Raw genomic sequence first — 25,716 nt, forward strand, 5'->3', positions numbered from 1 at the left:
GTCTCGTTGCGGGCCGAGGTTTACGCGCGACCGTAGGCCTCTGCAATGGCGACCTGCATCGCGTCCTTCGGGCTGTTGTCGCCCCAGATCGCCAGTTGAAAGGCCGGATAATAGCGCTCGGCGCTCATCACCGCCGCGCCCAGCAGCGTGTCGATCTGCTCTGCCGTCGCCCCCGGCGCGCCCGCCATGACCAATCCATAGCGCCACACCATGAGCTTCTGCTCGTCCCACCAGGTGAACGCGCCCGACCAGCACTGATCGTTGATCAGGTTGAGCATCTCGTAGAGCACCGGCAGGCGCTCTTCGGGGGGCTCCATCTCGAAGGTACAGACCATGCGCAGCGTCTCGTCATGGCCCGACCATGCGAGCGTGATGGAATAGGTGCGCCACTGCCCCTCGATCGCCATCGCGATTTGATCATCACCAATGCGGTCGAATTCCCAGTCGTGATGTTCTGCTATGTGCTCGACAAGGTCGATGGGATGAAGATCCGCGCTCAGATCATGCTCGGAAAGTGCCATGGCGCCGCCTCATATGCTGTAGCGCGGGGGTGGCCTTGCACCCCAAACGCTAGGTGCCTGCTCTACGAGCGGAGGTGCATCCACCCGCCCATACAAGATATGGTGCGGGCATATTCATGGGCTGTAAAGCAATTTGTTGGGGATTTCCGCAATAAGTTGTTGAGGCAGGAGGGGTGGCCTCAAGATGCAGACCACCGCCGCCGCCCTTGCCCGACGCCCCGATAGGCCCTAAAGCGCGGGCCATGACCGACACAGCCGACGATATCCATCCACTCTTCCACGGCGCTCCCGCCAGCACCGAATTCCGCAAGCTGCGCAAGCGCATCGTGCGCGAGGTGCGCGAGGCGGTGGAGCAATACGGCATGGTCGAGAAGGGGGCTCGCTGGCTTGTCTGCCTCTCGGGCGGCAAGGACAGCTACACCCTGCTCGCCGTGCTGCACGAGCTGCAATGGCGGGGCCTGCTACCGGTCGACCTGCTCGCCTGCAATCTCGATCAGGGGCAGCCCGGATTTCCCGCCACGGTCCTGCCCGAGTTCCTCAAAGCACGCGGCGTGCCCCACCGGATCGAGTATCAGGACACCTATTCCATCGTCATGGACAAGGTGCCGCAGGGGCGCACCTATTGCGCGCTATGCTCCCGTCTGCGCAGGGGAAATCTATACCGCATCGCCCGCGAAGAGGGCTGCTCGGCGGTGGTGCTCGGCCATCACCGCGACGACATCCTCGAGACCTTCTTCATGAACCTCTTCCATGGCGGGCGGCTCGCCACCATGCCGCCCAAGCTCGTCAACGAAGAGGGCGACCTATTCGTCTACCGCCCCCTCGCCCACGTGGCCGAGGCCGATTGCGAGCGGTTCGCGCGAGCGATGGACTACCCGATCATTCCCTGCGACCTGTGCGGGTCGCAGGACGGGCTTCAGCGTCAGCAGGTCAAGCGCCTGCTCGACGAGTGGGAGGCCAACCATCCGGGTCGGCGGCAAAAGATGTTCCGCGCGCTGATGAATGCCCGCCCCTCGCACCTGCTCGACCCGGCGTTGTTCGATTTCGCCGGGCTGACCCGCGACCCCCTAAAATCCGAGACAAAAGAGCCGGCGATGCCAACCCTCCGTTAACCGCGTGCGCCTAGGCTGCGCCCCTGTTGACGGAGATTTCCATGCACCAGGCTCGATACGCCCTGCGAAGCGCGCTGGCCGCCATGCGCGGGCCGCAAGTCGCGATCCTCGCGCTGGCGCTGGGGCTGGCATTCGTGTGGTTCGGCCCCTCCGCGCTGGCGCTCGGCCTGCCCTTCGCCCTGGTTCTGATCCCGCGCAAGACCACCACCCACGGCAGCGGGCGGCGCCGTCGTGTCATGCCCGGTCAGATGGCGGAAATGGCTGCGGCCCTCGATCGCCGCCTGCGCACCGCCCGGCGCACGCGCCACCCGGTGCTGTGCGTCACGCTCGAGATTGCGGGCTTCGACGGGGTACGGGACACGTTGGGTGAACGGCTGGTGACGACGTGCCTCGACCACCTCTCCCATCGCCTTCGGCGCGAGGATGCACTGTTCGACCTGGGCTGCGGGCAGTTCGGCGTGATCCCAAGCGGCGCGCGAGGGATGGACACCGCGGCGGCCCAACGCCTCGCCGCCCGGCTTCAGGCTCATGCCGCGGCGTGCCTGTCCGGCCTCCAACGGGCCGAGGGGCTCGCCGTCGCGTCCGGCTTCTGCCTGGAGCCACAGCCGGGCACACGCAGCGGGCGGGCGATGATCGCCGATAGCCTCGCCGCCATCCGTCCATGAAGGCGGCTGACCGCCGGTACAAGGGACGGGCGCGCGGGGCCGCTCACGCGTGCGGCGCCGCTACCGCCGCATATCCCGACCGATACCGCCCGGGTCACCACCCGATCCCGGAATCCGCTTGACCTTTGGGGCCTCACTCTGTTGAACGCCCCAAGGCAAATAAATGACGGACGGGTCCCGGCGATGGACGATCAGAACAAGAATCTCATTTTCGCGACGGCGCTCAGCTTTCTCGTGATCCTCGTCTGGTTCGTGATGTTCCCGCCGCCGGAACCCGCGCCCACCGATCCCAACGCCCCCGCCGCCGAGTCGCAAGCCGAGGATCCGCTCGCCCCCACGCCGAGCGCTGATCCCGCCGCCAACAATGACGCAACAGCCGCGACTGGGACCGGTGCCGCCGCGGAGGCCGCCGCCGATGTGCCGCGCGTCGCCATCGACACACCGAGCCTCGTCGGCTCGATCTCGCTAAAGGGCGGGCGCATCGACGAGTTGTCGCTCAAGGACTACCGCGAGACGATCGACCCCGAATCCCCGGTCGTCCGCCTGCTCACGCCGCTGGGCAGCGACACGCCCTATTACGCGCTGCACGGATGGGCCCCTGGCGCCGGACTGGCGCCAGATCAGGTGCCCGGGCCGAACACGCTCTGGCAGGTCGAGAGCGGCGGCACGCTCAGCCCCGGCGCGCCGCTCTCCCTGTCGTGGGACAATGGCGCGGGCCTCACCTTCCGCCGCGAGATATCCGTGGACGAGGACTACATGTTCTCGGTGCGCCAAACGGTCGAGAACCGGGGCAACAACGAGGTCAGCCTCGCCCCCTATGGTATCATCGCCCGCCACGGCCAGCCCGCCGACATGAAGAATTTCTTCATCCTGCACGAAGGCCTTATCGGCATGGCCGACGGCACGCTGTCCGAGATCGACTACGACGATGTCGAGGAATATCCCTTGAACCCCCGCGAGGGCGCGCCCGCCGAGGTCACGCAGGTCACCGAAGGCGGCTGGCTGGGATTCACCGATCATTACTGGATGACCACGCTCATCCCCGCGCCCGGCACGCCTTTCAAGGCCGTCACCAAGTACGATCCGCAGCGCGGCATCTACCAGACCGAAACCGTGCAGCAGACCCGGAGTCTCGCCCCCGGCGAGACGGTCACCGCCGACAGCCGCCTTTTCGCGGGGGCAAAGGAATGGGCCACCATCCGCCGCTACCAGGACGAGGACGGCGTCAACGGCTTTCTCGACTCGATCGACTGGGGCTGGTTCTTCTTCCTGACCAAGCCGATCTTCGCGGCGCTGCACTGGTTCAACCTGATGATCGGCAACATGGGCTGGGCGATCATCGCGCTCACCCTCGCGATCAAGGCGCTGGTGCTGCCGCTGGCCTACAAATCCTACGTCTCTATGGCCAAGATGAAGGAACTCCAGCCCGAGATGGAGAAGATCAAGGAGATCGCTGGCGACGACCGCCAGAAGCTCCAGCAGGAGATGATGGCGCTCTACAAGAAGGAAAAGGTCAACCCGGCGGCGGGCTGCCTGCCCATCCTGCTGCAGATCCCGATCTTCTTCTCGCTCTACAAGGTGATCTTCGTCACGCTCGAATTGCGCCACGCGCCGTGGATCGGCTGGATCCGCGATCTCTCCGCGCCCGATCCCTCGTCGCTCTACAATCTCTGGGGCCTGCTGCCCTGGGCCGCGCCCGAGCCCGGCTCGGTTCTCGCGCTCATCTTCATTGGTATCCTCCCGCTCTGCCTCGGCGTGTCGATGTGGCTGCAACAAAAGCTGAACCCGACCCCGACCGATCCCACGCAAAAGATGATCTTTGCCTGGATGCCCTGGGTGTTCATGTTCATGCTCGGCAGCTTCGCCTCGGGTCTGGTGATCTACTGGATCGCCAACAACATGATCACCTTCACCCAGCAATACGCGATCATGCGCAGCCACGGGCACAAGCCGGACGTGTTCGGCAATATCAAAGCGAGCTTCAGGCGCGCCAACAAGCCCGCCCCGGATACGGGCAAGAAGAAGTGATGGCGCGGGTCAGTGCCCTCTGGCGCCACCCGGTCAAGGGGCACGGGCGCGAGGCGCTGCGCCGCGTGACGCTGAGCCGCGGGCAGGCGATGCCGTGGGATCGACGCTGGGCCGTCGCGCACGAGCTGGCGCGCCTCACCGAAGGCGAATGGGCACCCTGCACGAATTTCTCCATCGGGGCCAAGGCGCCCGCATTGATGGCGATCGACGCGCAGGTGGACGAGGCGGCAGGCCGCGTGACCCTCACCCACCCTGACCGCCCCGACCTGACCTTCGATCCCGACCGCGACGCACAGGCGTTTCTCGACTGGGTCGCGCCGCTCATGCCTTCAAGCCGCGCGCGCTCGGTGCGGCTCTTCCGGCTCGACGGGCGCGGGCTGACGGATACGGATTACCCCTCGGTGAGCCTGCTGAACCTTGCCTCCAATGCCGACCTGGCCGCGCAGATGGGCGCCGAGGTGTCGCCGCTGCGGTGGCGCTGCAACATCCATGTCGATGGCATGGAGCCGTGGGCAGAATTCGATCTCGTCGACCGGACGCTGCGCATCGGCGAGGCGGAGTTGCGCGTGCGCGAGCCGATCCGGCGCTGCATGGCGACCACGGCCAATCCCGGGACCGGGGCGCGCGATCTCGACACGCTCGGGGCGCTCAACAACACGCGCGGAGCGCAGGATTTCGGTATCTATACCGAGGTGACCCGCGGCGGCACGCTTGCCGTGGGTGACCGGATCGAGGTGCTGTGATGCAACGCCTGCCCTTCCCGGAGGCCGAGCCGCCCGACACCGAGCACGCCGAGGCCGGGCGCAAGCTCTTCGCCGGCGAGGTGGATTTCCTCAAGGGCGTGGTGGCCATGTCCGGCTTGCCACCCGCCGACCGCACCGAGGTCTGCTTCGCGGGTCGCTCCAACGTGGGCAAGTCCTCGCTCATCAACGCGCTCACCGGGCGCAAGGCACTGGCGCGCGCCTCCAACACGCCCGGGCGCACGCAAGAAATCAATTACTTCACCCTCGGCGACAGTCACTACCTCGTCGACCTGCCCGGCTATGGCTATGCCAATGCGCCGCTCGACGTGGTGCGCAAATGGCAGGCGCTGCTAAAGACATATCTCTCGGGCCGCGCCAGCCTGCGCCGCGCCTTCGTGCTGGTCGATGCCCGCCACGGCGTCAAGCCGGTGGACGAAGAGATCATGGCCTTGCTCGACCGCGCCGCCGTGCCCTTCCAATGCGTGCTGACCAAGACCGACAAGATCGCCGCAGGCACCCGGGAAAAGGTGCTCGCGCAGGTCCGCGAGCGCCTCGCCCCGCACCCGGCGGCCTACCCCGAGCTGATCCTCACTTCCTCGGAAAAGGGCGAGGGGCTCGCCACCCTGCGCGCCACCATCGCGGCGCTGGGACAGGAGGGGTGAGGGGGCTGTTGGCCTGGAGGGGTTGTTCGGGATCTGGTCCCGGCGCGGATTCAAGGCCGAAGGCCGCCGCGCCATCGCATGTCCGCCCCCCCGGACAGGCGATTTGGCTAAGCCAGTGCACCGACTAAATCTTTTGCGGGAAAGCAGAAATAAAGCGCTATGAACAGCCGTCGGATCGCCTGCCCGCGGACATGCGATGGCGCGGCTCAACGCAAGGTCCGCACCAAGCCCAAACTCTCCCCCCTCAGACGTGCTGCGCCCCGTTGATCTCGATCTCCGTGCCCGAGATATAGGCAGACGGCGACGTGCACAGGAAATAGACCGTGTCAGCCACCTCTCGCGGCTCGCCAAGCCGGCGCATCGGGATCGTGTCGGCCAGCTCCTCGGTGCCCGGCGACAGGATGTCGGTGCGGATCTCGCCCGGCGCGATGGCGTTCACGCGCACGCCGAGAGGCCCGAAATCATGCGCCATCTCGCGCGTGAGCGCGGCCAGCGCCGCCTTCGAGGTCGCATAGGCCGCGCCGGCAAAGGGATGCACCCGCCCGCCCGCGATGGAGGTGACATTGACCACCGCCCCCTTGGCTGCCGCCAACTCGTCGCGCAGGCTGCGCGCCAGCACGACCGGGGCGAAAAAATTGACGTGAAACACATGCCCCCATGTCCGCAGGTCGGTGTCGAAGGTATCGAGCCGCTCACCCTCCGGCCCCTTGGGCGAAATACCGGCGTTGTTGACCAGCGCATCAAGACGGCCACCCAGCATTCTGCGGATCACCTCTACCTTCTCGATCACGTCGTTGGGGTTCGCGAGGTCGATCTGGATATGGTTCGCCGCGCCGCCACCCCAAGGGCATTCCTGCGGAAACGGGTGGCGCGAACAGGTGATCACCCGCCAACCCTCGTTATTGAACCGGCGCACAGTGGCATGGCCGATTCCCCGGCTCGCGCCGGTCAGTAGCAAAGTGCGCGTCATGGTCATGGTGATCTCTCCGGCGTGGACCTTTCCACCCTAGCCCGACTGCGGCCGGGATCAACGGCTCTTGGCACGCCACGGCGCAGCGGCTAACAAGTGCGGGCGCGTGACCCCGGAGACAGGAATGAAGGCCCGAGACATGAACCGCGACTGGATCGCCACCGCCCGCACCCTTTCCGAGGCGCTGCCCTACCTGCAGCGCTATACCGGTGCCATCGTGGTCATCAAGCTCGGTGGCCACGCCATGGGCAGCCCGCAGGCGATGGCCGAATTCGCCCGCGACGTGGTGCTGATGCGGCAGGTGGGGGTCAACCCGGTGATCGTCCACGGTGGCGGACCGATGATCAACGAGATGCTCGCCCGGCTCGATATCCGCTCGGAATTCGTTGGCGGCAAGCGCGTCACCGATGCCGCCACGATGGAAGTGGTGGAAATGGTGCTCTCGGGCACCGTCAACAAGCGCATCGTGCAGGCCATCGGCGGCCAGGGCGGGCGCGCGGCGGGGCTTTCGGGCAAGGATGCCGGGCTCATTGCCTGCACCCCGGCCAGCGCCGATCTCGGCCTCGTGGGCGAGCCCTCGGAGATCGACCCGGCGATCCTGCACACACTCTTCGATGCGGGCGTGATCCCCGTCATCGCGCCGCTTGGCGGCGGGCCGGATGGCGAGACCTACAACATCAACGGCGACACCGCCGCCGGGGCCATCGCTGCGGCACTGCGCGCCGATCGGCTGCTGTTGCTCACCGACACCGACGGCGTGCTCGACGCCGAGGGCCACGTCGTGACCGAGCTCACGCCCGAGCAGATCCGCGCGCTCACCCGCGAAGGCGTGATCGCGGGCGGCATGATCCCCAAGACTGAAACCGCGCTCGCCGCCATCGCCGGCGGTGTGCGCGCAGTGGTCATCCTGGACGGGCGTGCCCCCAACGCCACCCTGCTGGAGCTGTTCACCGAGCATGGCGCCGGATCGCTTATCCGCAACGGTGCGGCCCCCTCGACGAAGCGGCCCCCGGCCTAGCTCTCCGGCATGACACCCCGGCCCGCGCTCTCCTCTATTGCCACCAAGGCCCGAGGCAACCACCTCGCCCCGCTTGGCGCGCTGCACCTCGAACCGGACGAGGTGCCGGGATTCACCAGCCTCGTGTTGCTCGGCCCCGCCGGGCCGGACTTCTGGCCGCATGTCACCGCCGCGCCCGAATTCGCCGATGGCGCGCCCGACCCGCTCGACCGCTGGTCACTTCGGGTGATCGGCGCGCTGGCCAGCGATCTCGGCGCACGCGCGGTCTTTCCCTTCGACGGCCCGCCCTGGCCATCCTTCACCGGCTGGGCACGGCGCAGCGGGCGGGCCTGGTCCTCGCCGGTTGGGCTCTTGGTGCACGACACCACGGGCCTGATGCTGTCCTATCGCGGCGCGCTCGCCCTGCCCCACCGGATCGACCTGCCTGCCCCCGCCGCGCGCCCCTGTGACACCTGCGATGGCCAGCCCTGCCGCACCGCCTGCCCGGTGAGCGCGCTGTCGCCCGATGGCTACGACGTACCCGCCTGCAAGGCCGATCTCGACCGGCCCGGCAACGACTGCATGGCGCGCGGCTGCGCCGTGCGCCGCGCCTGCCCGCTCAGCCAGGGCGCGGGCCGGACCGAGGCACAATCCGCCTTCCACATGGGATACTTCCGATGAAACGCCTGGTCCTCATGCGCCACGCCAAGTCCGATTGGGGCGACCCGGCGCTGCCCGACCACGCCCGCCCCCTCAACGAGCGCGGCCGCCGCTCGGCCACCGCGCTCGGCGACTGGCTGCGCGCAATGGGCGCATTGCCGGATCAGATCCTGTGTTCCTCGTCCGAACGCACGCAGGAAACCTGCGCGCGCCTGAACCTGCCGCTCGCCCCCGAGCTTCACGACGCGCTCTACCTCGCCGAGGCACCGGACATGCTTCGGGTGCTGCGCGGGGCCACCGGTTCGCAGGTGCTGATGCTCGGCCACAACCCGGGCATCGCCGAGTTCGCCGCCCGTCTCGTCGCCGCCCCGCCAGACCACGACCGCTTCCATGACTACCCCACCGGGGCGACGCTGGTCGCACGCTTCGACATCGACGACTGGGCCGATGTCTCCCCCGGCACCGGCACGGCGCTGCACTTCGTCATCCCGCGAGACCTGATCTGAGCGCGATGCAGACACCGCGCTTCATCGGCTCGGACATCTACCGCGGCTCGAGCTACGGGCCGCGCCACCCGCTCTCGATCCCGCGCGTGCCGACGGTGATCGACCTCTGCCGCGCCGTGGGCTGGCTCCCGGACACCCAGTATGTCACCAGCCCCCGCGCGAAGGCGGAGGCCCTGACCGCGTGGCACAGCCCGGCCTATATCGCGGCACTGCAACGCGCCGAGACCGAGGGGCACGTCACCGCCGAAACCCGGGCCCGCCACCACCTCGGCACGCTGTCGAACCCGGTCTTTCCAGAGATGTTCCGTCGTCCCGCGACGGCGGCGGGCGGCTCGCTCCTCGCGGCCGACCTGCTCGGCAAGGGTGGCACAGTCTATAATCCCGGCGGCGGCACCCATCACGGCATGGCGGACCGGGCGGCGGGATTTTGCTACCTCAACGACCCGGTTCTGGCGCTGAAGGCGTTCCTCGCCCAGGGCCTCACCCGCATCGCCTATGTCGATATCGACGCCCATCACTGCGACGGGGTCGCGGCGGCGTTTCACGGCGAGAGCCGCGTGCTCATGATTTCCACCCACGAGGCCGGGCGCTGGCCCTTCACCGGCGCGCTCGACGACCGCGCAGGCGGTCACGCCATCAACCTGCCGCTGCCGCGCGACACCAATGACAGCGGCTTCTCGATGGCGCTGCACGAGGTGATCCTGCCCAGCCTGCAGGCGATGCGGCCGCAGGCCATCGTCCTGCAATGCGGGGCCGACGCGGTGGCCGAGGATCCGCTCTCGCGCCTCGCGCTCTCCAATAACGCCCACTGGGCCACCGTCGCGGCCCTCCGCACGCTCGGCCCCCGCCTGCTGGTCCTCGGCGGCGGCGGCTACAACCCGTGGACCGTAGGCCGCCTCTGGGCGGGTGTCTGGGCCACCCTGAACGGGTATGACATCCCTGACCGCCTGCCCGAACGCGCCCGCAGCATCCTCGCCGCGCTCACGTGGTCGCGCCGCCCGGCGCTGCCGCCCGATACCCTGGTGGATACGCTGCGCGACCGTCCACGCGAAGGCGTGATCGCCGACGACCTGCGTGCCGCGATTACCACCCTGCGCGAACGCCGCGCCGCGTGGGTCTGATGCGAAAAGGCGGCCACTCGGACCGCCCCTTCATCTTGCCAAAAATATTCCGGGGGAGTCGCGCATCGCGCGACGGGGGCAGCGCCCCCAAGACCATCAGTGCCCCAGAATCTGACTCAGGAACAGCTTGGTGCGCTCGCTCTTGGGGTTGTTGAAGAACTCCTCGGGCTCGTTCTGCTCCACGATCTGGCCCTGGTCCATAAAGATCACCCGGTTCGCCACCTTGCGGGCAAATCCCATCTCGTGGGTCACGCAGAGCATGGTCATGCCTTCCTCTGCCAGCTCGATCATGGTGTCGAGCACCTCCGAGATCATCTCGGGATCGAGCGCCGAGGTGGGCTCGTCAAAGAGCATGATCCGCGGCTTCATGCACAGCGACCGGGCAATCGCCACCCGCTGCTGCTGCCCTCCCGAGAGCTGGCCGGGATACTTGTCCGCCTGTTCGGGGATCTTGACCTTGGTGAGGAAATGCATCGCGATTTCCTCGGCCTCGCGCTTGGGCGTCTTGCGCACCCAGATCGGGGCCAGCGTGCAGTTCTCGAGGATCGTCAGGTGCGGAAACAGGTTGAAATGCTGGAACACCATCCCGACTTCCGATCGGATCCGGTCGATGTTCTTGATATCGTTCGACAGCACCGTGCCATCGACGGTGATCGACCCCTTCTGATGCTCCTCCAGCGCGTTGATGCAGCGGATGAGCGTCGATTTCCCCGATCCCGAGGGCCCCGCGATCACGATCCGCTCGCCCTGATAGACTGTCAGGTCGATATCGCGCAGCACGTGGAACGCGCCGAACCATTTGTTCATCTTGTTGATCTCGACGGCAACCTCGTCGGAGACCTTCATTTGTGCTTCTGCGGCCATGTCGATGACCCTCCTTACCGATGATCGGTCTGAAGCTGACGCTCCAACCATTGCGAATATTGCGAGATGCCGTAGCAGGTGATGAAGAACAGCAGTGCGGCGAAGCCGAACAGCTCCCAATAGACGCCGTTCCATTCCGCCGAGGCGAGGATCGGGCCGCGGATCATGCCGACGATGTCGAACATCGAGATCACCGAGACCAGCGTGGTATCCTTGAACAGCCCCACGGCGACGTTGACGATGCCCGGGATCGAGATTTTCAGCGCCTGCGGCAGGATGATGAACTGCATCGACTGCGCGTAGTCGAGCCCGAGACTGTCAGCCGCCTCGTATTGCCCGCGCGGCAGCGCCGCGAGCCCGCCCCGAATCACCTCGGCGATATAGGCCGAGGCGAACATCGTGATCATGATGATGACCCGCAGGATGAGGTCGAAATTCGTGCCCGGCGGCAGGAAATATGCCAGCACCACGTTCGCCACGAACAAGAGCGTGATGAGCGGCACACCGCGTATGAACTCGATGAAGATCACGCAGATCCACTTGATGATCGGCATGTTGGATTGCCGCCCCAGCGCCAGCGCGATCCCGAAGGGCAGCGACAGCGACACGCAGACCACACCCAGCATCAGGTTGATCATGAAACCGCCCATGTCGCGCGACGCCACCGGCTCGAGCGCCATGAAACCGGCAGTGGTCCCGGTCAAAAACCCGGCAGCCCACCAGAACACCATCGCTCCCACGATCCCCGCAAGGACCGCAACACCGGCGCTGACGGTCAGGGTGCGCCGGTAGACGAGAACGCCGAACAGCATGCCCAGGAGCGCCATGATCGGCACCATGATCGACCCGCCCCAGATCAGCCAATAAGCGATGAACGGGTAGAGCCCGGTAAAGATCAGCAGGATGCGCGGCAGGAACTTGATGAACAGCACTGGCGCGATCGCCGCGAACAGCAGCACGAAGGCCAGCGTCGGCCGCCAGTAGAGCTCGTCGGGATACTTGAACCCGAACAGAAGCTGGTTCCAGCGCTCGGTCAGCACCGCGAAACAGGCCCCCGTTCGCCCATCGAGCATCTCGCGGCAGGCCGTAAGGCTGGGGCTGTCCCAGATACCGTTGAAAAACCACGGCGCCGCCGCGATCACGATACTGATGATGACATAAGCAGTAGCCACCGTGAGCAGGCCGTTGGCCACCGAGGAAAACAGGTTCTCACGCAGCCACTTGATGACCCCCGTCTCCGTCACCGGCGGCGGTGCCTCGGGGAGCATATGCTCGCGGTGGAAGGCGACATTATCGTGCGACATGGCTCACCGCTCCTTCAGCGCAATGGACTTGTTATAGAGGTTCATCACCGACGAGATTGCGAGGCTGATCGTCAGGTAGAACAGCATCAGCAGCAGCACGCATTCGATGGCGCGGCCCGTCTGGTTGAGGGTGATCCCCCCCAGCGTGCCGGTCACGTCCATGTAGCCCACGGCGATGGCCAGCGACGAGTTCTTGGTGAGGTTGAGATATTGCGAAATCACCGGCGGGATGATGACGCGCAGCGCCTGCGGCAGGATCACGAGGTTCATGATCCGCCCCGGGCGCAGGCCCAGCGAGGCCGCCGCCTCGGTCTGGCCGCGGTTCACCGCCAGGATCCCCGCACGCACGTTCTCCGCGATGAAGGCCCCCGTGTAGATCGCAAGAGCGAACCACAGCGCGATGAGCGAGCCGCGGATTTGCATGCCGCCCTGAAAATTGAACGTTTCGAGCGCGGGATAGTCCAGAGAGATCGGCCGCCCCATGACGAAAAAGATGAGGATCGTGGGGACAAACAGAATCACCAGAGACGGCCACCCCATCGGCAGCAGCTTTCCGGTGTCGTAGAGCAGTTTGGTGGCGTAGCGACGGTAATAGATCGCGCCCGCGATCGAGGCAAGGAAGGTCAGCACCACCACCGACGAGCCCGGCTCCCAGATCGGCAGAGGCGCATAGATGCCGCGATTGGTGAATGCGAAGGACCCGAAGAGCATACTTGCATCCGGGGTGTCGCCCCGGAACGCGCTCGGCGACGGCAGAACCGCCGTCATGATGGTAAAGATGATGAGGATCCAGATCAGCACCGGCACGTTGCGGAACGCCTCGACATACCCGGCCATCAGCTTGCGCACGAGCCAGTTGGGCGAGAGCCGCAGAACACCGGCGATCACGCCGAGGATCGTCGCGGTCAGACACCCGAGAAAGGCCACTATCAGCGTGTTCAGAACGCCCACCACCGAGGCCCGCAGATGGCTTGATTGGCTGTCATACTCGATCGGACGCTGGTTGATGTCATAGCCGGACGGCTCTGCCAGGAACCCGAAGGCGATATTCTGGCCTTGCTCGGCCAGGTTCGTCACCAGGTTGGCGCCGAGATAGGCCATCAGCGCGATCAGCAGCATCAGCGCGATGAATTGAAACGTGTAGGAGCGATACCGCGTGTCGTAGATCAACTGCGACAGCCGGAACGACGCCTGTGGAGGGTCGGTCATGGTCGTCATCTGGGATTTCCCTGTTCTTCGACCCGGTTTTTTATCGGCGTTTTCGCCGTGGGCCGTTTCTTTGAGATCCGTCATGCGCGAAGGGCGCGGAATGTCCCGCGCCCTTCGTCAGTTCTTGTCTTACCGGAACGGCGGCGAGTAGAGAATGCCACCATCTGTCCACTGCGCGTTCAGTCCACGCGCAAGACCAATCGGGGTCTTCTCGCCGATGTTCTTCTCGAACACCTCGCCATAGTTGCCCACGGCGGAAAGCGCCCGCACGGCCCAGTCAGAGTCAAGTCCGATCATCTCGCCGAGATTGCCCTCGGTGCCAAGCAGACGGTTGGTCTCCGGGCTGTTGGTCGGGCCGGAGGCCAGTTCCGCGACGTTGGCGCTGGTCACGCCAAGCTCTTCGGCGGTGATAAGCGCGTTAAGCGTCCAGCGCACAACGTCTTCCCATTCATGGTCGCCATGACGCACGAGCGGGCCAAGCGGCTCCTTCGAGACGGTTTCCGGAAGGATCACGTGATCGCCCGGGTTCTCGAACGCGGCACGCGTCGCGGCCAGGCCAGAGCGGTCGGTCGTGTAGGCATCGCAAGCCCCGGCCAGGTACTGCTGCTGGCCTTCCGCGTTGGTCTCGATCGGCACCGGCTCATAGCTGATGTTGTTCTTGCGGAAGAAGTCCGCAAGGTTCAGCTCGGTGGTGGTGCCGGTCTGGATGCAGACGGTCGCGCCGTCGAGTTCCTTGGCCGAGCTCACGCCCAGCGCCTTGGGCACCATGAAGCCCTGGCCGTCATAGTAGTTGACGCCGACGAAATCGAACTTGAGGTCGGTGTCGCGCGAAAAGGTCCACGTCGTGTTGCGCGCCAGCATGTCGACCTCGCCAGAGGCGAGCGCGGTGAACCGCGTCTTGCCGGTGGTCGGCACGAATTCGACAGAGGTCGGATCGCCCAGAACGGCGGCAGCGACGGCGCGGCACACGGCCACGTCAAAGCCTTCCCAAACCCCGTTGGCGTCGGGCGCGGCAAAGCCGACGAGACCGGTGGTCACGCCGCAATTGAGCGTGCCGCGCGCCTTCACGTCGTCAAGCGTGGCCGCAGCCGCCGCACCGCCAACAAGGCCGGCCACGGTCAGAGCGCCCAGAAATACGGTTTTTTTCATGTTTACCTCTTCCTGATTGCCCGCTCTTTCAAGAGCGGTTCTTTAGACCCCGCGTTGTCACGAGGCCCGTATGACACTGGATAAGGGGTTCAAACCCCCGACAGTGACCGCGAGTTTGTGTGGATTCACCTCGCGCCGTCAAGACTTTGTTCCGCAAATCCCGGCGCCGGTGCCGCAGGGTTAACGCGGCATGCCGGTGAAATCACCGCGCCCAAAGGGGTCGCGAAAGATCGTGAAAGCGTTTGGCGTTGAAGAAGTCACATTCTTTCTTTCGCGCCACCGCTTCGGCCTCTTCGTCGCTACCCCATTGCTCTTGCTGCCAGGATTCGTCGATGCGCGACGCCCGCCAGAGCGCCTCCAGTGGAGCCTGATCGCGCAGCGCCGCAAGACCGACAACCAGCGAGCCACTCAGGCAAACGAGATCGTGAAACGCCGTCAGCGCCCATATGTCGAGCAGCCGAACCTCCGCATGCAGCCGCTCCAGCGCCGCCGCGTCCTGCGTCACGTGCATGACGCCACTGGTCGTGCGCAGCCGTGCCGAAAAGACCGATTCGGCCCAATCGAGCAGCGGATCCCACGCCTCTGCCTGCCGCGCGACCAGCTCGGCGGGGCTCTCTGCCCGGTAGCACAGCAGGTCGCTGCTGCCATACTCCGCCAGCATCGCGGCCACCGCTGCCTGCTCACGCGCCACCCGGTCGATTGCGGCGTTGGTGGCGCGGGTCAGGGGCATGGTCGCGGGCACGATCTCGCCCTCCTGCGCGTCCCACTCGGCGGCAATCTCGCGTGCCAGCGCCTGCGTCGGCACCACCAGTTCGGCCTTGGCGGGCGTGCGCACCGCCCGCCCGTCAAGCCGCACGCCAAAGCCGCCCCCGGCCTCCACGACTTCCGCCGCATTCCAGAACCGTTTGGCCGCCCATTCGCTCATCGCCACATCCCCCAGTCATCCATAAGCGCCGCCGCAAGCTGGCCGAAATCGTCCACCAGCCGTGCGGCGCCATCCAGCGCGTCGGCGCGGTGATAGCCCCATGTTACGCCGATTCCGGCGATCCCGGCGGCGCGCGCCATCTCCATGTCATAGCTCGTGTCGCCGACCATCACCGCGTCTTGCGGCGCGACACCCGTCTCGGCCAGCGCCGCGTGCAGCATCGCGGGATGCGGCTTGGAGGGGTGATGATCTGCCACCTGCCTGGTGACGAAATAACCCTCCAGCGCATGCCCCTCCACCAGCTTCGCCAGCCCGCGCGCCGATTTGCCGGTGGCCACGCCCAAGAGCAGCTCGGGCACCGCGCGCAGCGCGTCCAGGGTCTCGCGCGCTTGCGGGTAGAACGGTGAGGAGGTGGCAACCGCCTGCCCGGCCCGCAGTTTCATGTAGGCCGACTTGTAGCCCTCGACGATCTCGCGCCGCGCCGCGTCCGGAAGGTGCGGCGCGAGCCGCGCCACCGCCACGTCGAGCGACAAACCGACGATCCCGAGGATCGTCTCGCGCGAAGGCGCGACCTCGCCCACGGCGGCAAACCCTTCGTGCATCGCCGCGAGGATGTCGTGCTGGCTGTCCACCAGCGTGCCATCCACGTCGAAGATCACGAGGCGCAGCCGCCCACTCATACGAGATCCTCGAACGGGTCCTCCGGCGCCTCGGAGGCCTGCCATTGAAACAGGTCCCATGTCCGCGCCATGTGCGCGGGCAGCGGCGCGGTCAGGTGCAGGATCGCCCGCGTCACCGGGTGCTCGATGGTCAGCGAGCGGGCGTGCAGGTGCAGCTTGCGGCTCACCTCGCCGCCAAGTTGCGCGCCCCAGCCATCGCCGAGATTCTCCTGCCCAGAGCCGCCATACTTGCCGTCGCCGATGATGGGATGCCCGATCTCGGCCATGTGGGCGCGCAACTGGTGGGTGCGCCCGGTAACGGGGGTGAGCGCCATCCACGACACGCGCCCGCCGGCGTTCTCGATCATCGCGTAATCGGTGGTGGCCGCCTTGGCGCCGGGCGTGCCCGCCACATCGCGCGGGTGCAGGCAGTGCATCTTCTCGCCCTCGCCGCCCGCGCCATGCCCCGGTGCCTTGACGAGACCATAACGCACCGTGCCCACGCGCGGGCTCGGCGCGCCGGCCACGGCGGCCCAGTAGATCTTGCGCGTGGCGCGGTGCCGGAACGCCGCCGTCAGCCCCTTGGCGGCCTCGCGGCTCCGCGCCAGCACCAGCACACCCGAGGTGTCCTTGTCCAGCCGGTGGACGAGGCGCGGCTTGTCCTCCGCGCCAAAGCGCAGCGCCTCGGCCAGCCCGTCCACGTGCCGCGCCTGTCTGCTGCCGCCCTGCACCGGCAGGCCCGGCGGCTTGTTGAGTGCAATCACGTGATCGTCGCGGTAGATGACGCAGGCGCGGATCATCGCGGCATCGGCATCGCTGATGCGCGTCGCGTCCGGCGCGGGCCGCGTGCCGGGATCGGGGATGGGGGGGATGCGCACGCTCTGCCCCTCCTGGAGCCGGGTCGCGGACTTTACCCGTCCGCCCTCTACCCGGAGCTCGCCCTTGCGGCACATCTTTTCGATCTGGCCTTGCGTCAGGTGCGGAAACTGCCGCCGCAGCCAGCGGTCGAGCCGCTGATCGCCCTCGCCCGGGGCCACGCTGCGCGTCTGGACCCCGCTCATGCCACCACCGCCCGCATCGCCCAGGCCCCCAGCGCGACCGCCGCCAGCGACAGGACCACCGACAGCCCGACATAGGACAACGCCGCACCCATCGCACCCCTCTCATAGAGCGTCAGCGCCTCCAGCGAGAAGGTCGAGAACGTGGTGAACCCGCCCAGGATGCCGGTGACAAGGAACGGGTTGAGATGGTCGAAGCCGCGATGGAACGAGAGCACGACAAGCGCACCGATGAGGAACGAGCCCAGCACGTTCACCGTCAGCACCCCCAGAGGGAAGCCGGGGGACGCGACCCGCGCCATGCCCAGGGTCACCCCGAGGCGCAGCACCGCGCCCAGCGCGCCGCCAGCGGCCACCTGGAGAATGGTCATCATCATGGCGCGGTGTCTCGCGCGGGGCCCCGGGGTTGTCAAGCGCGCTGCGCGCCGACCGCTCTTTGGCACCGACGGAATACCGACGCGATACCGACAGAATACCGACACCGGAAAATGGCCTCCCCCAAAACGACAAACCCCCGAAGCATCCGCCCGGGGGTCGTCTTTTTCGTGTCACGAGTGAATCGCGGCGGATGCGCTCAGAGCAGACCTTCGCGCTGCGCTTTCTTGCGTGCCAGTTTCCGGGCACGGCGAATCGCTTCGGCCTTCTCGCGCGCCTTTTTCTCGGACGGTTTCTCGAAATGCTGCTTGAGCTTCATTTCGCGGAAAACGCCTTCGCGCTGCAATTTCTTCTTCAGGGCACGGAGCGCCTGATCGACATTGTTGTCGCGAACACTAACCTGCATGTGGTGTCACCACCTTCCCAAGTTGAAGTTGCAATAAGTTGCAGGAAATGGCCGTATAGCAAAGCGTCCCTGGCTTGTCTAGGGTGCCCGAAAGGGGGAATCCGATGCCCGATACCGATGTGAAAACCCGCCTTCTGGAGGCCGCCAAACCGCACGTTCCCTTCGACGGGTGGAGCGAGACGACCCTGCGGCTGGCCGCCGCCGAGGCGGGGATCGACCGCGCGATGGTCGATGCCGTCTGCCCGCGCGGCGCAGTGGACCTCGCAATCGCCTATCACGAGGCGGGCGATGCCGCGATGGTCGATGCATTGCAGGCCGCCGACCTCGGCGAGATGCGGTTTCGCGACCGGGTGGCCTTTGCCGTGCGCACCCGGCTCGATCTTGTCGAGGATCGCGAACTGGTACGGCGCGGCATGACGCTTTTTGCCCTGCCCCAGCACGCCGCCGACGGCACCGGCGCCCTGTGGCGCACCGCCGATCGCATCTGGACGGCGCTGGGCGACACGTCGCGCGACATCAACTGGTATACCAAGCGCGCCACGCTCTCGGGCGTCTACGGCGCGACCCTGCTCTACTGGCTCGGAGACCAGAGCGAGGGACAGGCGCGGACATGGGAATTCCTCGACCGCCGCATCGACGACGTAATGCAAATCGAGAAGGTCAAGGCAAAGGCCCGCGAGAACCGGCTCGTCTCTGGCCTGATGGCCGGACCGCTTGGCGTCCTCGGGCGCGTCAAGGCCCCCGGGGACCGGCAACAAGCCGGGATGCCGGGCCGGTGGCGCACACCGAACTGAAGAAAGGCAAGACATGACAAAGACGATGACGGCGGTCGAAATCGCCGAACCGGGCGGCCCCGATGTGCTGCGCGCCACCACCCGCCCGGTGCCGGAGCCGGCAGCGGGCGAGGTTCTCATTCGGCTCAAATGGGCCGGCGTGAACCGGCCCGACGCTCTGCAACGCGCAGGCATGTACGCGCCGCCGTCCGGCGCGTCGGACCTGCCCGGACTCGAGGGCGCGGGCGAGATCGTAGCCTGCGGCGCGGATGTGAGCGACCTCGCCGTCGGCGACAAGGTCTGCGCGCTCTTGCCCGGCGGCGGCTATGCGCAATACGTCACCACCCCGGCGGCGCATTGCCTTCCCGTCCCCGCGGGATTGGAGTTGCGCGAGGCCGCCTGCCTTCCCGAGACCTTCTTTACCGTCTGGTCCAACGTTTTCGGGCGCGGGGCACTCAAGGGCGGCGAGCGGTTCCTCGTGCATGGCGGCTCTTCGGGCATCGGCACCACCGCCATCCAACTGGCCCACGCCTTCGGCGCGCGGGTCTTTGCCACCGCCGGATCGGCCGAGAAATGCGCGGCCTGCGAACGCCTGGGCGCGGAGCGCGCGATCAATTACCGAGAGGAGGATTTCGTCGAGGTGCTGCGCGCGGAGGGCGGGGCCGACCTGATCCTCGACATGGTCGGCGGCGATTACCTGCCGCGCAACGTCAAGGCGCTGGCCGATGACGGACGGCTGGTGCAGATCGCGTTCCTGCAAGGCCCCAAGGTGGAATTGAACTTCGCGCAGGTGATGATGCGCCGCCTGACGATCACCGGCAGCACTCTGCGCCCGCAGAGCGACCTCGCCAAGGCGCGCATCGCCGAAGGGCTGCGCACACATGTCTGGCCGTTGATCGAGGCGGGTCGAGTTGCGCCGGTGATGGATTCCGAGTTCCCGCTGGAAGAGGCGGCGGCCGCCCACGAAAGGATGGAATCGAGCGCGCATATCGGCAAGATCGTCCTCAGGGTGGACTGACTTGGACTTGGTCCCGCTGGCTATCCTCGCGCTCGCCGCGCTAAGCCTCGGCCTGAGCGCGGCGGCAATCCGGCGCGACAGGCCGCTGTGCTGGCGCTTCACGTTGCCCGACCCGCTCCCCGAAACGGGCAACGGGCAGTTCTGCACCGTTCTCGATCATCGCCCCGAGACCGGGCAGGCGCATGCGCCCGCGATCGTGCCACGCGAAGATGGCGTCTCGGTGCTCTGGTTCCAAGGATCCGCCGAGGCGCAACCGGACGTGGATATCTGGGGCGTGGACTTGCGGCGGCAAGGTGACACGTGGCAGGCATCGGAGCCCGAACCACACCTCACCCGCAAGGGCCTTGGACGTGCACTGGAGCCGCATCAGCTTGTCGTGACGCTGGGCAACACGATGTCGCATGACGGCGCCCCTGGGCACCTGCTGGCGACCGTGGTCTCGGTGGGGGGATGGGCGATGGCGGCCATCGCCGATGTCACGATGTCGCGCGACGGGCCGGTGACGGCAAGCAAGCTCGACCTGTCGCCGATCCTCAACCGGTCCTTTCTCGTGAAATCGCCGATGCTGGCCTACGAAGACGGAAGCTACGCCCTACCCGCCTATTTCGAGATGGGGCCGACCTTCGGCGCACTGGTCCGCTTCGACGATGCGGGCCGCGTGCGTGACCGGCGTTGGATGCGCAGCCGACGCGCCAAGGTGATCCAGCCGATGATCGTGCCACTTGACGCGCAGCGCGCGCTGGCTTTCCTGCGCGATTTCGACCGCAGCGACGTGCTCTGGCTGAGCCGTACCGAAGATGGTGGGCAAGACTGGAGCGCGCCAGAACCCACAGGCCATTACAACCCGAGCGCTCCGGTGGCGGCGCTTTCGCTGGGCGACGGTCGGCTCCTGATGGCCGCGAATGCCGATGCCGCCGCCCCCGATGCGCTGATCCTGTCGGTGTCGGACGACGAGGGCACGAGTTGGCGCGAGATTCACCGGCTTACGGGCCCAGGCGCGCTGCGCTACCCGATGCTGCGCCGGGTGGGCGGCGAGATCGTGCTGGTTCATTCCACCGGCGGCAAGCACGGTGTTGCGGCACATGTATTCGACGCGGCATGGGTGGCAGCGCGATGAGAGCGGCATTCGACCATATCGGGCTGGCGATCGTTCTGGGCTGGGCGGGGTTCGCGCTGGCCGGTCTCTGGGTCGGGCCAGCAGTTGCAAGCGCGGCCGGGGGCGTGGTGTCGGCGCTGGTCCTGGTCCTGCAACGCAGCACCCCGGTGGCCGGGGCGATGGCGCTTCTGTCGCCCTTGGGCGTGATGCTGCCCGCGCTTGCCCTGCGCGATGTGTCGGCGGCATGGGGGCTACCCGTACTGCCGTTCGGCACGGTAGAAATCTCCGTGTTCCTCGCCGCTTATGCCGCTTTTATCGCCTCGGCGATGGGTCTGTTTCCGGTCGATCTCTACCGGCTTGGCTACGCCCCCCGGCCAGTGGCGGCGATGGTACTGATCGTGTGTGCCTACGGGCTCGTGGCGGGCTCATTGTTCCTGCCTCTGGTGGCCGTCACCGGGCAGGCGCTGTGGGTTGCCAGGCTGGGCAGCAGCAACTGGTTCGACCACGTCCTTCACGCGATGCTGATGCCGGTGGCGGTGGTGGTGCTCCTGATGCAGGTCTTTTGACCGGTCGCGACGGTCGGATTACGAGTATTTTCAGCAAGAAGAAGCGTTATCGAACGGGATCAAGCAGCGCATCCCGCATCGCGCAGTCGCGGACCACGTCGCGACCGCAGGGCACCGGCTCCAGCGATTTCGTGAGACACAACCGCGCCTCCTGGATCCGGCCCGCGCGGCAGGTGATGGTGAGCATGTCGCGCTCCCTGCCCGGGTTCGCTTCCAGAAATGCCTCTTCCACGACGCGCGCGGGCAGTTTCACAGGACGATCGAGCGTGCGAAAGACCTCCGGGTGGTTGATCTGCGCATAGGCGCGCCGGGCCAGCGCAAAGTAATCCTCTGGCGACAGGCCCGAACAGGTCCCATGCTTTTTCCACTGGTGCCATGCGAGACCGGGCGCGCCCATGATATCGGCCATACCGGCGGTCATGCCACGCGAGGGCGGTCGGTGCGCGCTCTGGCAATGCGCGGGCCATCCCCGATGATATTGCGGCCAGAGCCCGTGAAGCACCCAGCCATGCTCTTGCGCACATTGTGCGGCCCCGCGTTCGCGGCCCTCGAGCGCGCACCACGTGGGCGACCAGCTCAGCGACAGCACGTAGTAATCGAACACGCCCGCGCGGTCGGCCCACGCCGGAAGTGCGGCCAGCAATAGCACCGCTGTCAGTCGCACGAGAGAGCGCATTCTTGCTCTTTCCTTTTCAGCCCGGGTTGAGTATATGGCACGGGATTTCCCCGACAATGGAAACTCGTCCCGGTCGTGCCGGGACCGCCCTCGCCGGGCGCCGAAAAAGACGTGAGTGAAGGAGACGTGGCATCATGTCCAAGCCAATCATGACCAAGGCCACCGCCGTCTGGCTGGTGGACAACACGACGATCAGCTTCAAGCAGATCGCGGATTTCTGCGGGTTGCACGAGTTGGAGGTGCAGGGCATCGCCGATGGCGACGTCGCCACCGGCGTCAAGGGATTCGACCCGATTGCCAACAACCAGCTGACCACCGAGGAAATCGCGCGGGCCGAGAAAGACCCTACGCACAAGTTGCGACTCAAGTTCAACGCCGCCGCACAGGGCGAGGAAAAGCGCCGAGGACCGCGCTACACGCCATTGTCGAAACGGCAGGATCGGCCCAACGCAATCCTGTGGCTGGTCAAGTTCCACCCCGAGCTTGCCGACAGCCAGATCGCGCGGCTTGTTGGCACCACCAAGCCCACGATCACCTCGATCCGCGAGCGCACGCATTGGAACATCGCCAACATGCAACCCGTCGATCCGGTGGCGCTCGGACTGTGCAAGCAGAGCGAGCTTGACGCCGCCGTGCAAAAGGCCGCCGAGAAAAAGGCGGCCGAGGGTGCGGCAATGAGCGATGACGAGCGTCGCAAGCTCCTGAGCACCGAGCAGAGCCTCGGCGGCGATACCGAGCCGCGCATCCCGACGGCGATCGAGGGGCTGGAAAGCTTTACCCTCTCCGGTGACCCGGACGCGGACGACAAGCAACGCGACAAGTTCGATGCCGACAGCTTGTTCAACCTGCCCTCAGATTCCGGGGACGAGGATGACGAGGAGGAGGACGAGGACGCCAACAAAGACGAGGACAACCACCGCTGAGCGCTCAGTGCTGTCCGGCATCGACGCGCCGGGCGTGACGGGCGACGGGGAGGACGGATCATGCGTATCGCCGTGATCGGGCGGGGTCTCATCGGTGCGGCAGCCGCGCGCCACCTCGCGCGCTCTGGGCAGGATGTTGTTCTCATAGGCCCGGACGAGCCGCCCCGGATGGCGGATCATCACGGCGTCTTCGGCAGCCATTACGACGAGGGCCGCATCACCCGCAGCCTCGATCCTGACCCGTTCTGGAGCCGGGTGAGCCACGCCTCGATCGCGCGCTATACCGAGATCGAGGCGCAAGCCGGTATCTCCTTTTACACCGAGCGTGGTGTGGTCATGGCAGGCCCCGAGGGCAGCCGCGCGATGGAGTGTATCGGCGCGGTTGCGGCGCGCGACGGAATCGAATGCGACCGTCTTGACGATGTGGAGCTTGCCAGACGCTTTCCCGATTTCCACTTTTCACCCGGCACCATGGGCTGGCACGAGCCGCGCCGCGCCGGTTTCATCAGCCCCCGCCGCCTGGTTGCCGCGCAGACACGCGCGGCGAAACGCGCGGGTGCACAGGTGATCGCGGCGCGTGTGCTGGCACTCGACGAGGGAAGCGACGGGATAACGATCCGTCACGAGGCCGGCCAAACCGACGCGGCGCGCGTCCTTGTCGCGGCGGGAGCCTATACCGGCGCGCTCACTGGCGGGGCGGTGCCGCTGACGGTGATGGCGCGCACGGTGGCGTTCTTCGAGGTGAGCGAGGCCGAGGCCGCGCGACTGAGCGCGCTGCCACCGCTCATTTACCTCCACGCACATGGCGATGGCCCCTACCTGCTGCCGCCGATCCGCTATCCCGATGGCCGCTGGTATCTCAAGATGGGTGGCGATTCGGTAGATCGCCCGCTCGGCTCTCCCACCGATATTGGCGACTGGTTCCGCTCGGGCGGCAACCCGGAGGTAGCGCGCGACCTCAATGAGCAGATCCGCGCGCGGATGCCTGGGCTGCAAGTCACGGCCACACATCACGCCGCCTGTGTGACGAGTTTCACCCCCGAGGACCAGGCGCGCATCGCCATGTTATCCGACCGTGTCGGCGTGGCGACGGCTGGTTGCGGGCGCGGCGCCAAATGCTCGGACGAGCTTGGGCGTCTCGGGGCGGAAGCGATTCTCGGACATACTCTGCCCCGCCCGGCACAGGCGGATTGAACACGGGCGCACGGATTCTTATGCCCGACCCGAGAAATGTCTTGCGTGGTTCGCTAGCTGGCCCTATCTGCGCCGAGATAGACGCCAACGCACGCGCCTCTGGCCGGTGGTCCTGCCGCCCGTGTTTACGTAGCGACGGTAACGTCTCCTTTTGGAACTGTAAGGGCTGAATGCCCGGGTCTTGATCGGAGATGACCATGAACGCCTACGTAACGCCCTTTGCGGGCCTCGACGCCATTGCTTCGCCCTCCCCCCTCATCGATTTCATCCGCTCCAACACCTTCGACCGCCCGACGCTCGTGCTGTCGCGGGACGTCGTGGCACAGAATTACCGCGCGCTGAAATCCGGGCTGGGCCGCGCCGATATCCATTACGCGGTCAAGGCCAACCCGGCTCGCGAAGTGATCGAGACGCTGATCGCCGAGGGCGGACGCTTCGACGCCGCCTCGCGCGGCGAGATCGAGCTGTGCCTTGGTCTCGGAGCGAAACCCGAGCATATTTCCTTTGGCAACACGGTGAAGCGTGCCAGCGACATCGCCTTTGCCCATGCCGCGGGGATCACCCTCTTCGCCGCCGATGCCGAGATGGAGATCGACAAGATCGCCGAGCACGCGCCAGGCGCACAGGTCTATATCCGCCTGCTGGTCGGCGCGACCGGGGCCGACTGGCCGCTCAGCCGCAAGTTCGGCTGTGCGCCGGAGCGTGCCATCGCCCTGATGGATCAGGCCGCCTCGTTGGGCCTTGAGCCGGTTGGGCTGTCCTTTCATGTCGGCAGCCAGACCCGCCGGGCGGAGATGTGGCGCGACACGCTCGACCAGGTGGACGCAGTCTGGACCGAGGCGCGTGCCGCAGGGCATGCGCTGTCGCTCATCAACATCGGCGGCGGGTTCCCGGCCTATTACGGCGACGAGATCGCCTCGCCCGGGCGCTATGCTGCCGACGTCATGATGATGGTCGAGCAACGCTTTCCCGGGGCTGCCCGCGTCATGGCCGAGCCGGGGCGCGGCATGGTGGCCGAAGCCGGCATGATCGCCGCCGAGGTACTACTGGTCAGCCGTAAATCCGACGCTGACCTGTGCCGCTGGGTCTATCTCGATATCGGTCGCTTTTCCGGGCTGGCCGAGACCGAGGGCGAGGCGATCCGCTACCCGTTCCTGACCGATCGCGATCACGAGGCGACCGGGCCCTGCATCCTTGCCGGGCCGTCCTGCGACAGCGCCGACGTCCTTTACGAAAAGCGTCCCGTGGCCCTGCCGGTCGGGCTGCGCGCCGGGGACCGGATCGTCATCCGTTCATGCGGGGCCTACACGTCGAGCTATTCCTCGGTGGGCTTCAACGGGTTCCCGCCGCTGGATGTGATGGTGATCTGACGACCACCATGCCCCGGAAACTTTAGAGAGACCTCAGCGAAACTCTTGGGATTCCCTGAGATGGTTTGGTGGGGTATGTTTTGTCATGAGACAGAGTTTTTCGACCCAGCCCGCCTTGTTTGCTCCGCAGGAGTTGTTCGACCACCCGGCGCTTTGTGCCCTGGAT

At 66.5% G+C, this 25,716-nt stretch carries 28 protein-coding genes; 16 read left to right on the forward strand and 12 right to left on the reverse strand.

Translation table 11 applies throughout. The features are described from left to right. Positions 1-20 precede the first annotated feature (20 nt). Complete coding sequence (locus tag AC13D8_RS03050) at positions 21-521, reverse strand: type III secretion system chaperone family protein (RefSeq protein WP_482967560.1); 501 nt, start codon at positions 519-521, stop codon at positions 21-23. A gap of 242 nt (positions 522-763) precedes the next feature. On the opposite strand from AC13D8_RS03050, the gene ttcA reads away from it, so the two are divergent. The 5 genes from ttcA (at position 764) to yihA (ending at position 5,731) form a co-directional block, all read left to right on the forward strand. Then, the gene (ttcA, locus tag AC13D8_RS03055) at positions 764-1,633 is read left to right on the forward strand and encodes a tRNA 2-thiocytidine(32) synthetase TtcA (RefSeq protein WP_482967561.1); all 870 of its coding nucleotides are present in this window, start codon (positions 764-766) and stop codon (positions 1,631-1,633) included. Between the two features lie 41 nt (positions 1,634-1,674). Further along, positions 1,675-2,298 (forward strand): hypothetical protein, encoded by a 624-nt coding sequence (locus tag AC13D8_RS03060; protein WP_482967562.1) that lies wholly within the window; start codon positions 1,675-1,677, stop codon positions 2,296-2,298. A 183-nt stretch (positions 2,299-2,481) separates the two neighbouring features. Next, entirely contained in the window at positions 2,482-4,326 is a 1,845-nt protein-coding gene (yidC, locus tag AC13D8_RS03065) for a membrane protein insertase YidC (RefSeq protein ID WP_482967563.1), read from the forward strand. Further along, complete coding sequence (locus tag AC13D8_RS03070; RefSeq protein WP_482967564.1) at positions 4,326-5,069, forward strand: MOSC domain-containing protein; 744 nt, start codon at positions 4,326-4,328, stop codon at positions 5,067-5,069. Before yidC ends, AC13D8_RS03070 begins: the two co-directional genes overlap by 1 nt. Beyond that, positions 5,069-5,731, forward strand: a complete 663-nt coding sequence (gene yihA, locus AC13D8_RS03075; RefSeq protein ID WP_482967565.1) for a ribosome biogenesis GTP-binding protein YihA/YsxC — start codon at positions 5,069-5,071, stop codon at positions 5,729-5,731. Before AC13D8_RS03070 ends, yihA begins: the two co-directional genes overlap by 1 nt. 244 nt (positions 5,732-5,975) lie before the next feature. On the opposite strand, the gene AC13D8_RS03080 is transcribed toward yihA, so the two are convergent. Continuing rightward, positions 5,976-6,707, reverse strand: coding sequence for an SDR family NAD(P)-dependent oxidoreductase (locus AC13D8_RS03080; RefSeq protein ID WP_482967566.1), 732 nt, complete (start codon positions 6,705-6,707; stop codon positions 5,976-5,978). A gap of 118 nt (positions 6,708-6,825) precedes the next feature. On the opposite strand from AC13D8_RS03080, the gene argB reads away from it, so the two are divergent. The 4 genes from argB to AC13D8_RS03100 are packed head-to-tail and all read left to right on the forward strand — an operon-like array spanning position 6,826 to position 9,985. Then, entirely contained in the window at positions 6,826-7,719 is an 894-nt protein-coding gene (argB, locus tag AC13D8_RS03085; RefSeq protein WP_482967567.1) for an acetylglutamate kinase, read from the forward strand. A 9-nt stretch (positions 7,720-7,728) separates the two neighbouring features. Further along, complete coding sequence (locus tag AC13D8_RS03090) at positions 7,729-8,379, forward strand: ferredoxin (protein ID WP_482967568.1); 651 nt, start codon at positions 7,729-7,731, stop codon at positions 8,377-8,379. Continuing rightward, positions 8,376-8,864 (forward strand): SixA phosphatase family protein, encoded by a 489-nt coding sequence (locus tag AC13D8_RS03095; protein ID WP_482967569.1) that lies wholly within the window; start codon positions 8,376-8,378, stop codon positions 8,862-8,864. Before AC13D8_RS03090 ends, AC13D8_RS03095 begins: the two co-directional genes overlap by 4 nt. A 5-nt stretch (positions 8,865-8,869) precedes the next feature. After that, on the forward strand, positions 8,870-9,985 hold the full coding sequence (locus AC13D8_RS03100) for an acetoin utilization protein AcuC (protein ID WP_482967570.1): 1,116 nt from the start codon (positions 8,870-8,872) through the stop codon (positions 9,983-9,985). A 96-nt stretch (positions 9,986-10,081) separates the two neighbouring features. Here AC13D8_RS03100 and AC13D8_RS03105 read toward each other — a convergent pair whose 3' ends face one another. The 9 genes from AC13D8_RS03105 to rpsU form a co-directional block, all read right to left on the reverse strand. Continuing rightward, entirely contained in the window at positions 10,082-10,849 is a 768-nt protein-coding gene (locus AC13D8_RS03105; protein ID WP_482967571.1) for an amino acid ABC transporter ATP-binding protein, read from the reverse strand. 14 nt (positions 10,850-10,863) lie between these two features. Then, positions 10,864-12,153 (reverse strand): amino acid ABC transporter permease, encoded by a 1,290-nt coding sequence (locus AC13D8_RS03110; RefSeq protein WP_482967572.1) that lies wholly within the window; start codon positions 12,151-12,153, stop codon positions 10,864-10,866. Between the two features lie 3 nt (positions 12,154-12,156). Then, positions 12,157-13,371, reverse strand: coding sequence for an amino acid ABC transporter permease (locus AC13D8_RS03115; protein ID WP_129432264.1), 1,215 nt, complete (start codon positions 13,369-13,371; stop codon positions 12,157-12,159). 120 nt (positions 13,372-13,491) lie between these two features. Further along, positions 13,492-14,511 carry an amino acid ABC transporter substrate-binding protein gene (locus tag AC13D8_RS03120; RefSeq protein ID WP_129432265.1) on the reverse strand — a complete coding sequence of 340 codons (1,020 nt, stop codon included), beginning with the start codon at positions 14,509-14,511 and terminating at the stop codon, positions 13,492-13,494. Between the two features lie 202 nt (positions 14,512-14,713). Next, positions 14,714-15,436: an ATP12 family chaperone protein gene (locus tag AC13D8_RS03125; protein ID WP_482967573.1), complete on the reverse strand. Its 723-nt coding sequence runs from the start codon at positions 15,434-15,436 to the stop codon at positions 14,714-14,716. Then, on the reverse strand, positions 15,433-16,116 hold the full coding sequence (locus AC13D8_RS03130; RefSeq protein ID WP_482967574.1) for an HAD-IA family hydrolase: 684 nt from the start codon (positions 16,114-16,116) through the stop codon (positions 15,433-15,435). Before AC13D8_RS03130 ends, AC13D8_RS03125 begins: the two co-directional genes overlap by 4 nt. Next, positions 16,113-17,156, reverse strand: coding sequence for an RluA family pseudouridine synthase (locus AC13D8_RS03135; protein ID WP_482967575.1), 1,044 nt, complete (start codon positions 17,154-17,156; stop codon positions 16,113-16,115). The genes AC13D8_RS03130 and AC13D8_RS03135 overlap by 4 nt, the downstream gene beginning before the upstream one ends. Beyond that, complete coding sequence (gene crcB, locus AC13D8_RS03140; protein WP_129432269.1) at positions 17,153-17,530, reverse strand: fluoride efflux transporter CrcB; 378 nt, start codon at positions 17,528-17,530, stop codon at positions 17,153-17,155. Before crcB ends, AC13D8_RS03135 begins: the two co-directional genes overlap by 4 nt. A gap of 197 nt (positions 17,531-17,727) precedes the next feature. Next, a complete protein-coding gene (gene rpsU, locus AC13D8_RS03145) occupies positions 17,728-17,934 on the reverse strand; it encodes a 30S ribosomal protein S21 (protein ID WP_005614280.1) in 207 nt (68 codons plus the stop codon). 104 nt (positions 17,935-18,038) lie between these two features. Here rpsU and AC13D8_RS03150 point away from each other — a divergent pair, with 104 nt between their 5' ends. From AC13D8_RS03150 to AC13D8_RS03165, 4 genes are read left to right on the forward strand one after another with little or no spacing between them, the layout of a single operon-like run. Continuing rightward, a complete protein-coding gene (locus AC13D8_RS03150; RefSeq protein ID WP_482967576.1) occupies positions 18,039-18,728 on the forward strand; it encodes a COQ9 family protein in 690 nt (229 codons plus the stop codon). A gap of 13 nt (positions 18,729-18,741) precedes the next feature. After that, on the forward strand, positions 18,742-19,725 hold the full coding sequence (locus tag AC13D8_RS03155) for an NAD(P)H-quinone oxidoreductase (RefSeq protein WP_482967577.1): 984 nt from the start codon (positions 18,742-18,744) through the stop codon (positions 19,723-19,725). Position 19,726: 1 nt separating this feature from the next. Next, complete coding sequence (locus AC13D8_RS03160; protein WP_482967578.1) at positions 19,727-20,842, forward strand: exo-alpha-sialidase; 1,116 nt, start codon at positions 19,727-19,729, stop codon at positions 20,840-20,842. Continuing rightward, the gene (locus AC13D8_RS03165) at positions 20,839-21,387 is read left to right on the forward strand and encodes a hypothetical protein (RefSeq protein ID WP_482967579.1); all 549 of its coding nucleotides are present in this window, start codon (positions 20,839-20,841) and stop codon (positions 21,385-21,387) included. The genes AC13D8_RS03160 and AC13D8_RS03165 overlap by 4 nt, the downstream gene beginning before the upstream one ends. 46 nt (positions 21,388-21,433) lie before the next feature. Here AC13D8_RS03165 and AC13D8_RS03170 read toward each other — a convergent pair whose 3' ends face one another. Further along, positions 21,434-22,063, reverse strand: a complete 630-nt coding sequence (locus AC13D8_RS03170) for a ribonuclease T2 family protein (RefSeq protein ID WP_482967580.1) — start codon at positions 22,061-22,063, stop codon at positions 21,434-21,436. A gap of 134 nt (positions 22,064-22,197) precedes the next feature. Between AC13D8_RS03170 and AC13D8_RS03175 the strand changes: the two genes are divergently transcribed. The 3 genes from AC13D8_RS03175 to AC13D8_RS03185 all read left to right on the forward strand — a co-directional run bounded on the left by AC13D8_RS03175 (position 22,198) and on the right by AC13D8_RS03185 (position 25,550). Next, positions 22,198-22,986 (forward strand): DUF1013 domain-containing protein, encoded by a 789-nt coding sequence (locus AC13D8_RS03175; protein WP_482967581.1) that lies wholly within the window; start codon positions 22,198-22,200, stop codon positions 22,984-22,986. Between the two features lie 60 nt (positions 22,987-23,046). Continuing rightward, a complete protein-coding gene (locus AC13D8_RS03180) occupies positions 23,047-24,180 on the forward strand; it encodes an NAD(P)/FAD-dependent oxidoreductase (RefSeq protein WP_482967582.1) in 1,134 nt (377 codons plus the stop codon). Between the two features lie 197 nt (positions 24,181-24,377). Next, a complete protein-coding gene (locus AC13D8_RS03185) occupies positions 24,378-25,550 on the forward strand; it encodes a type III PLP-dependent enzyme (RefSeq protein WP_482967583.1) in 1,173 nt (390 codons plus the stop codon). Positions 25,551-25,716 lie beyond the last annotated feature (166 nt).

The organism is Roseovarius sp. B-10 (assembly GCF_056859295.1).